At 38.7% G+C, this 8,715-nt stretch carries 9 protein-coding genes; all 9 read right to left on the reverse strand.

Features of this window, described 5'->3' with window-relative positions; all coding sequences use genetic code 11:
* Window positions 1–135: 135 nt before the first annotated feature.
* Entirely contained in the window at window positions 136–1,104 is a 969-nt protein-coding gene (locus tag BLR11_RS10985) for a 4Fe-4S cluster-binding domain-containing protein (protein ID WP_091651976.1), read from the reverse strand.
* Window positions 1,105–1,475: 371 nt separating this feature from the next.
* Entirely contained in the window at window positions 1,476–2,813 is a 1,338-nt protein-coding gene (locus tag BLR11_RS10990) for an acetyl-CoA hydrolase/transferase family protein (protein ID WP_091651979.1), read from the reverse strand.
* A gap of 13 nt (window positions 2,814–2,826) precedes the next feature.
* Entirely contained in the window at window positions 2,827–3,399 is a 573-nt protein-coding gene (locus BLR11_RS10995; protein WP_091651982.1) for an indolepyruvate oxidoreductase subunit beta, read from the reverse strand.
* Window positions 3,400–3,401: 2 nt separating this feature from the next.
* The gene (gene iorA / locus BLR11_RS11000) at window positions 3,402–5,180 is read right to left on the reverse strand and encodes an indolepyruvate ferredoxin oxidoreductase subunit alpha (RefSeq protein ID WP_091651986.1); all 1,779 of its coding nucleotides are present in this window, start codon (window positions 5,178–5,180) and stop codon (window positions 3,402–3,404) included.
* 92 nt (window positions 5,181–5,272) lie between these two features.
* Window positions 5,273–6,025 carry an IclR family transcriptional regulator gene (locus BLR11_RS11005; protein WP_091651989.1) on the reverse strand — a complete coding sequence of 251 codons (753 nt, stop codon included), beginning with the start codon at window positions 6,023–6,025 and terminating at the stop codon, window positions 5,273–5,275.
* Between the two features lie 176 nt (window positions 6,026–6,201).
* A complete protein-coding gene (locus BLR11_RS11010) occupies window positions 6,202–7,242 on the reverse strand; it encodes an ADP-ribosylglycohydrolase family protein (RefSeq protein WP_091651991.1) in 1,041 nt (346 codons plus the stop codon).
* A 21-nt stretch (window positions 7,243–7,263) separates the two neighbouring features.
* Window positions 7,264–8,205 carry a cation diffusion facilitator family transporter gene (locus tag BLR11_RS11015; RefSeq protein WP_091651993.1) on the reverse strand — a complete coding sequence of 314 codons (942 nt, stop codon included), beginning with the start codon at window positions 8,203–8,205 and terminating at the stop codon, window positions 7,264–7,266.
* A 46-nt stretch (window positions 8,206–8,251) separates the two neighbouring features.
* Window positions 8,252–8,392 carry a hypothetical protein gene (locus BLR11_RS14150; protein ID WP_176762966.1) on the reverse strand — a complete coding sequence of 47 codons (141 nt, stop codon included), beginning with the start codon at window positions 8,390–8,392 and terminating at the stop codon, window positions 8,252–8,254.
* Between the two features lie 229 nt (window positions 8,393–8,621).
* The coding region (locus BLR11_RS14620) for an EF-Tu C-terminal domain-related protein (RefSeq protein WP_143006432.1) at window positions 8,622–8,715 on the reverse strand (94 nt) is incomplete at its 5' end.

The raw sequence follows: 8,715 nt of genomic DNA on the forward strand, positions 1-8,715 counted from the left end.
TATTTATTTTCTTGATTGATTAAAATAAAAAACCAGACACTCTTTGATAAGCTCCTCTTGTGGTAGACAGTTTTATTGTTTCAACTGTCTACCACAAGGGGAACGTATCATTTTGGAGGTCTGGTTTATCATTTTTTATAAAGCAGCACATACTTTGTGAGCAAACATGCCCGATACTTCACAACGCTGCAGCCATTTTAAATCGTAAGGCTCATAGGACACATATTCATATGCCGAAACATCGAGCATCGTTCCATCCCAATCAGAATGAATATCGCCATTTTGCTTAATTAAAATATCATAAAGTATGGCATACGTCACCTCGTTACGTTCGTCTCGTTCGATTATAGTACTATAGGGAAGCGTCTTATGATACGTCATTTCCATCCCCTTATAATCAAAATGAAATCCACATCGCATACGACATCCATCTAACCCGATATATCGGGCAATGCGTTTTAAATCCCGCAAAATTTTATCATTTTTTTCTTCATAAAGATTGTCCGGCGTAGTTTCTGTATAATCAAAGCGAAATTGGATAGATGCCCCGGGAATCTCATGAAATCGTTCTAAATACGGAACAATTCCAGTAACCGGATAATTTTTATATAATACGCAATTAATACGAAAGGGAACCGCCAATCTTCCCAAAAGCCGATCATTCGATTCTTGAACATAATGCTGCATGTGCCTTGACACATTAATACATGTAATTTTATTTTTATTCCTTCGTGTAAAGGTTATTATATCTTCCTCCGACTGAAACTGTGATACAGGAAGCGTCGTATTAATGTATATTTTATGTGTATGCGGAATGATATCCAGCATTTTCTGCAAAGATTCCAAATTGGCAAAAGGTTCTCCTCCTGTAAATACAAAATCACAATAAGGAGTAATCTTATCCATAAGTTTGATACTGTCACAAATTTTCTCTACTGAAAAGCCATCCATATTATTATACTCTTCCTTATTGATGCAAAAGGGGCAGTGGTTATTGCAGTTATACGGAACAAATACGGTGACCGTTGCGCCGCCTTCACGAGTTTTATAAGGATGTCTTAACTGAAGTGGATCCGTTGAACGGATCTTTTGAATATCTATCATTTCAATCGCCTCATATCTTTTTTACATCTTTATTCCGCTTCCCCTTTGTCATTCTGCATGGAAAAAAGAAACCAGTTACAATACTGCCAGGATGGCAAAATAAAAGATTCTTATATATCAATCCTATTCTACCATAAAAAGTTATTTCGTCAAACACATAATCAGCATTCCTAAAAGTGAACTTTATCACAATAAAAATTCACAACAACGTGATACTTTTTCTTTTTTTAATTAAAAAGAACGACAATTATCATTTTTAACAAAAAATTGATAGCATTTACACCTATTTGAATGACACCTTCTACCATTTTAATAAAATAATTTCAATTTTTATACGTACTTTCCAGAACATAACACATACTATTTATTATTTACCTATGATTAGAACGCCGCCATATTTTTTGTTTTTCTGCTGCATCTATCAATGTTTCCCGAAATGCAGGATGAGCAATGGAAATAAGTGCCTCTGCTCTTTGCCAAGTAGTCTTTCCTGTAAGAGCAGCAACCCCATATTCTGTTACAATGCATGGCGCCTGTGTCCGCGGCGTAGTAATAATATCTCCAGCTGTAAACCTTGGTAAAATGCGAGAATGAATGTGTCCTTTTGTATCAAAGAAAGCAGAGCTCATAGCTAAAAAAGCTTGTCCATGTTCGGATAAATATGTTCCAGTCACAAAATCCAGTTGTCCTCCGGTACCACTGATCTGCCTCGTTCCGGCTGATTCAGAACATACCTGACCATATAAATCCACTGCAATACAGCCATTAATCGAAACAAAATTCTTAAACTGGCCAATAATATAAGGGTCATTGACATAGCTCATAGGTGCCGACATTATATCCATATTATGATCCATATAATCATACAGTTCTCGAGATCCGGCACATGTCGAAAAAACACCTTTACCACGCTGCAGTTCTTTTTTTTGATTAGTAATTTTACCTGCTTGATACAAGCTCAAATACCCATCACTCATAAATTCAGCATGCATTCCCAAATCTTTCAGTTCGGAACGTGCAATTAAATCACCTAATGCATTGGGCGTCCCTCCAATTCCTAATTGTAACGTCATACCGTTTTGCAAATAAGGAAAAATATAAGCTGCAATTTTTTTATCAATATCCGTTGCGGTAGAACTAGGCACTACCCCAACCGGAACGTTGCTTTCTACAATGCAGTCCACCTTTGAAATATGAATATGATCACAAGCAAGACCATAAATGACCGGCATGTTAGGATTTACTTCCAAAATAACATGTGCAGCCTTATCAATGATTTCCTGCGTAGCACAGTTATTAAGTCCAAAACTGAAGTTGCCGTTTTTATCCATAGGAGCTGCTGTAATCATGACAACATCCACGTTAGCTAGTCCACGGGTATAATAAGAACCGCAGTTGCGAAACAACATAGGTGAAAAAAAAGCTCCTCCTCTGTCAATATAGTGCCGTCCATATCCTGAACAATGCCACGTATTATATGTAAACGATATATTCTCGGGATCTTGTTCTGCTACTTTTACCGGTTTTACCTCTAGATTTCCCCGCACATTTACATCATGGAGTTCTCCTTTCCGAGCGGCTAATGCTGCATCTAAAAGTTCCGGAAATGCTGCTCCAGCACAATAATCAACCCAGTCTCCATCTTGGACAATCTTAACGGCTTTTTCCGGAGTCTTTAACTTTTTTTCATATTCCTTCATATAATTCATGTCTTTGTTTCCCCTATGCTTCAAGCCCTGCATGATATGCCCGAATATTAACATCAATAGTTTTTGGTTTTACATTATCACGTATAGCTTGTTCCCAATCAATATGCATGAGTCCCATTGCTTTAACAAGGGCCCCAAAAAGAACAACATTCATACATTTCGGATTGCCAAGATTACGGGCAATATCTCCTGCTTTGATTACAGCAGCATCTGCATGAGATATAATTTCCTCAATGATATGTGATGGATAATCACATGCTCCCATGAGAATAGGTGCTGAAGGAATTTGATAATCATTGACAACTATTTTTCCCTCCGGCCGAAGATGTCCGAGATATCGCAATCCTTCCATTTGTTCAAAAGCTACCAGCACATCGGCTTCTCCTTTTCCAATAATCGGTGAAAAGACTTTTTTTCCAAATCGCACCTGCGTACTAACACTACCTCCCCTCTGGCTCATGCCATGTATTTCTGACATTTTCACATCATAACCAGCGGTAATCAATCCACTTGACAAGATAGAACTGGCAAGAATAGTTCCCTGCCCACCTACACCTACCAATAAAATATTTTTTACATCTGTCATGATTATTCACCGATCCTTTCTATGGCTTGCACCGGACACACCTGTGCGCACACGGTACACCCATCACATTGTACATCATCAATATTGACTTTCTTATCTTCTTTTTTATAAATAAGTGCCGGACATCCCGTCGTCGTACACTTACGACAGCCAATGCACTTCTCTGTATCTACCCGGCAAGTTCCTTTATAATGTCCAAACTCAGCAAGATCTTCAGGTGTATGCTTTTTCAAAACACACGGCCACCGAGTAATAATAACTGACGGCCCCTCAAGTGACATCGCCCATTCCAGCGCATCATCAACTTCTTTTAAATGGAGCGGATTGACCGTTCGAACATATTTAATTCCTAACGCTTTTACCAGTAATGGCAAATCTGTAACATTTGATTTATCCCCCTGCAAGGTATATCCTGAACCTGGATTATCCTGATGTCCTGTCATCCCCGTAATACGATTATCCAAAATAACAGTAACAATTTTGCTATTGTTATATACTGCCTGCAGTAAGCTGTTCATTCCTGTATGGAAAAAAGTGGAATCGCCAAGGACTGCAACAACACGCATAGAATCATTATACTTTTCAAACACTTTTTTTGCCCCATGAGCCGTACTAATACTCGATCCCATGCAAATACAGGTATCTTGAGCATTAAGCGGTTCAGATCCGCCCAATCCATAACAACCGATATCACCCGTCATCATAACGTTTTTCTTTTTACTTAAAGCGTAAAAAAATCCGCGATGTGGACAACCTGCACATAATGTGGGCGGACGTCCAATTACTTTGTCTGTATCATAAGAAATGGTAGAACGCACTTCTCCCAAAAGGGTTTTAGCCACAATATCAGGATTTAATTCTTCAATTCCAGGTATTTTATCTTTCCCAATACAATGAATTCCCGCCGCTTTGATTTGTATTTCCAAAAAAGGATCTAGCTCTTCAATGACATATAACGTCCCCACTGCTTTAGCAAATGTTTTGATTTTTTCTATAGGCAGCGGATTGGTAAAGCCCAATTTCAGATAGGAGGCCTTATCCCCAAAAACTTCTTTGGCATATTGAAAAGAAATGCCAGAGGTGATAACTCCTATATGCTTATCATTCCATTCTATATAATTTAATGGTGTCTGTTCAGAATACGACGCTAATTTCTTTAAACGGTCTTCTACGACATAATGCAATTTTTTTGCATGTGCCGGAATAAGCGAGTACTTAGCAAAATTTTTCACATATGGTTTTTTTTCCCGTTCTTCCCGTTCCTTAAATTCTACTAAGCTTTTACTATGACATACACGTGTCGTCATCCGAAATAACACTGGGGTATCGAATTTTTCACTTATTTCCAATGCAGTTTTGACCATATCTTTAGCTTCTTGACTATCACTCGGTTCAACCATCGCCACTTTAGCCGCTACGGCAAAATGACGGTTATCTTGTTCATTTTGTGAAGAATGAAGTCCCGGATCATCTGCATCTACAATAATTAATCCTCCATTTACACCTGCATATGCATAACTAAAAAAGGGATCTGCTGCAACATTAAGTCCAACCATTTTCATAGCCGAAAGCGCTCTCCCTCCCGCTAAAGAAGCTCCAATAGCGCTTTCAACAGCGACTTTTTCATTCGGAGCCCATTCAGCTATAATATCGCCCTTATACTTGCCAATATTTTCCAAGATTTCAGTACTAGGCGTTCCTGGATAGGCAGCTGCATAGACCACTCCGGCTTCATATGCACCGCGAGCAACTCCTTCATTTCCTGACAACAATTTTTTCATCTGTATCCCTCATTTCTTTAAATATATGTTATTGTATATTGTTGCTGTATACGCAACAGTGTTCCCTTTTTGTAGCAGAAAAATCACTTTGCTTACACAATATGTGAAATTTCTTCCGCCGTTTCTTTCACAGCCGCAATAATCTCCGGCAATTCCCGTTCCGATATCCTAGTTACTGGTCCAGATAAACTAATCGCCGCTGTAATTTCATGATTTTCTCCAAAAATAGGTGCCGCTATACAGGTAAGACCTATTTCTAATTCCTCTCTATCTACAGCATATCCATCCGTGTGGATTTGAGACAATTCCTGCCGCAGCAGATTCCAATCAGTCACTGTATGTTCCGTAAAACGTGGCAGTATGCAGTTTTCATATTGCCGTAAAAAAGCGTCATCAGCATATGCCATAAGACACTTTCCTGAGGCCGAACAATAACTGGGGCTGACAGAACCAACAGGAGGAGCTAAATTTAGCACCTGCTGCGATTGAATTTTTTCTAAAACAATATGCTGCGGATACGGCCCGCCGTTCCGTTGTAAAACGGTAATATGAACGCCCTCGTTAAATCTTTCAGCTAGTGCCTTAGCATACGGATATGCTAGTTTTTGCAAAGGCTCCTGCTGACGAAACAACATTCCTAATGCGTATATCGATAAACCCAGCCAATACTTTCCTGTCTCTTGATTCTGTCGGACAAAACCTCTGCTTTCCAAGGTTTCCAGCGTACGACAAACGGTACTTTTATGAATACACATTTTTTTACTAATTTGTGTAACACTTAATTCTTTTTTTTCTTGTTGAAAAAGTTGAAAAATTTGCAGAGCCCGATCAATAGAACCTATCACACGTCTCCCTCCTTCTAAAAGCAAATTTCAGTTGCTATATATGCAACGATGTTCCGAAATAAGCTTACATATAAATGTTATATCTTACCATTATATTTGTCAATACAAAATAACAGGGAACGCTTTATCATATGTAATACATAAAACGTTCCCTGCTATCGATTTTTATAATGATTTTATGCCATATCATTATTATATGCATACAAACAGTGTGCCATTTTCTTTAATAAATCCAGGCATTCCAAGTGACTGATCCAATTCTTTGGGACTTCATCAATCCCATATAAAGCACCTGCTAAATTACCACATACAGCTCCACATGAATCACTATCCCCATCATGATTGCATGCCATAATAACCGCATCTTTCAATTTTCCCGTTTTAAGCACACAATAAACTGCAGCTGCTAATGCCTCTTCCGCTACCCATCCAGCCCCAATACGACCTAATGATTTAGTGGGATCTCTGTCTGTTGCCGATTCATCAATTGCCAATCTAAGGGCAGTCAATACTTCTTCATGCTTTTGATATCCTTGCAGTATATGCATCATTTCCGGTATAACAAACTCTATATCCTTATCCGTCAACAATAATGATATAGCTGCACTCAGTGTACCGGCTGCCAAGTATCCTGTAGGGTTCCCATGTGTTAAAGATGCAGATTGACACCCCACATAAAATGCTTTTTCCGGATCTCCGGCATAAAACATTCCTACTGGTGCAACCCTCATAACAGTCCCACAGCCTTTACTATTATTTAACGTTGTATCTTCATTGCAAATCTTCCCCGATGACAAAACAGATAAGCATGTCATTCCCGGAGAACGACGCACGAATAAATCTTTATCACCCATTATATCATAATGCCAATATTGTTCATGCGCCTGTGTCTTTATCCATTTAGCCTGTTCGGGTCGAACAATGTGTTCTGTTTGAGTATAGTACCACCGCATATAGGAACGATACATTCCTTCCTGCGGAAGTAAATCATCATGGTTGGCCCACAATAACCCATCTGCCGTAAACAAAGCCATTTGCGTATCATCAGAAATAACCCCGCGGCGACCGTTGGATTCAAGCTTTAATACGGTACGCAATCCATAAGGGCCATATTTTTTCCGAATCGTATCTAAATTATCAAATTCAATCAGGAACCCTAATGCATCGCCTGTCGCACCGCCAAGCATACATCCCGTAAAGCGGTCACTTTTATTCATTCTTACACCCCCCAATGCCAATTATCCTGCCTCTCCCAACTCATAATCCTTTGCCATCCAGGTTTTTGTTGTTGTAAAGCTGATAGTCAGCCATTTTTCATAAGACGGATATCCAATAGAATGATCAATTTCTGTTCGAATTCGATCTAACTCTGATACATTTTGTATAGGATAATCCCGCGGCAATAATATATCAATCTCAATGATTTTAGCCCGTCCATAGGCCTGCACACTTGAAACATAATCGCTAAAGCCATATCGTTCCATAAATCGATCCATAACCTGCTGAACGTGGTTATGTAATTCGATAGGTGCGACCCCCAAAATTTGCTTAACAGAAGGAATTAAAATTTTCATCGCAGGCGGTATCATTTGAACCGCTAACACAATCATAATAAGAGAATCCACATAAATATCTAAATATGCAAATCGTGTGTACTGCATAAACCAAGCAAATCCAAAACTAAGCAGTAATCCAGAAGCCAGAGTAGCATCAACAAACCAACTCACATTATCATAATGAACCAAATAAGACTGTATCTTTTTATTACTGCTGCGAACATAAAAATAAAAAAGCCAATCAAGTAAAGCGAAAAAAGCGGCATAGTATGTCGCTATGCCAAAAGACATGCTATGTCCCCCATCCAAAAGCCCTGCAACACCTGCATAAAAAGCATACACAACAACTAATAAAGTAAATGTTCCTTCCAAAAACATTACTACGGGTTCGCATTGCCAATAACCAAATTGAAAACGTTTACTCGATTCGTGCCGTGTCAACTCCGAAGTAACCATCATCAATACCTTAATAATGATAGCAACAAAAGAAAAAATACCATCTAACAAGATTGCCTGGGAGTTGCTCAGGATACCTGTCACGGTACCTCCTACCGCTACAAGTCCCATCATCGCTGCCGACAAGATGAGCAATCTCTTCTCACTGCGTTTTGCTCCCATATTCATTATAAAACCTCCTTACAAACAATACCAAAATCTATGTTTGTAGGGATCAGCCCAAATAGCTGCTGTAATATCGTTTTGTATCCTGTTTTTGATTCATGATCAATGGACGACGATTCCATTGCCACTTACCTAAAACGCTATGCCCGACCCAACATTTCTCAAAACGACTCGAGCTCAGTGTGTACATAATAAAACCTCCAATATTTTTAAAAAACTTATTTACATAAAGATCAATATAGTATATAATTAAATTTTACTTTATTGATCTTTATTTAATTATAACAGATTTCAGCGTAAAAAATCAACTCCTCTTTATCACAAGACAACTATCAGTCTTGTATGTTCTAAAAAAAAACATAAAAAAACCAGCCGCAGTTACGACTGGTTTTTTTCAGTTCTGCTTTTACAGCAGCTACTTATTTATCTTCAATTTCAGATACAACTCCGGCACCTACTGTACGGCCGCCTTCACGAATAGCAAAGCGGAGTCCCGGTTCAATAGCTATCGGG

This window comes from Megasphaera paucivorans (assembly GCF_900103535.1).
Classification (GTDB): domain Bacteria; phylum Bacillota; class Negativicutes; order Veillonellales; family Megasphaeraceae; genus Megasphaera_A; species Megasphaera_A paucivorans.